The organism is Thalassotalea sp. G20_0 (assembly GCF_017744175.1).
Taxonomy (GTDB): Bacteria; Pseudomonadota; Gammaproteobacteria; order Pseudomonadales; family Endozoicomonadaceae; genus Endozoicomonas.
Genome location: NZ_JAGHQV010000514.1, coordinates 1 through 539 on the forward strand (window position 1 = coordinate 1; position 539 = coordinate 539).

The window sequence follows — 539 nt, forward strand, 5'->3', positions numbered from 1 at the left end:
GTATCAATGCCTGCTTCATAAGCTCTACGAATCGATTGTAAGAAACAAGATTGGGGAAGCAGTCAGATTTATGCTTCACAATGAGGTTGAGGTAATAGTGCTTAAAATCTCGGAAAGCGCTCTGGTGAAAATAAACGATGATGGTCATTATTTCACTGAGTGAGAGCTTCGATATAGAAGGGGGCTTATTGGCATTACAGATAAGCTGCTTATGCCACTCTGGTTCGAAAATCAGGCAGAAATCATCAATATCACAGAATACACTCGTCATAGACATGGAGCCTCCGGTTAGCTGTCTATGGTCTGGTATCCGAAAGATAGCTATTGATCAGGGGCTCCTTGTCTTTTTTGCGTCGAACTGACGTTGATTAATAGCGCCATCAAAGAAAAGCTGATTGCAGAAAAGTGGCACTTCCATGACCTGAAAGCAAAAGGAGTATCGGATCATGAAGGACTGGTATCCGGACACAAAACCCTGGAAGCCAAGAAGGTTTACATCCGTAAAACACAGGAAGTCAAAGGAACGAGATGAAGAAAAC

The 539-nt window shown here is 42.7% G+C and carries 1 pseudogene; it reads right to left on the reverse strand.

Annotated features, from left to right (window positions below):
• Positions 1-277, reverse strand: a pseudogene (locus J7438_RS27320) (IS982 family transposase); the annotation flags it as partial.
• Between the last annotated feature and the right edge of the window lie 262 nt (positions 278-539).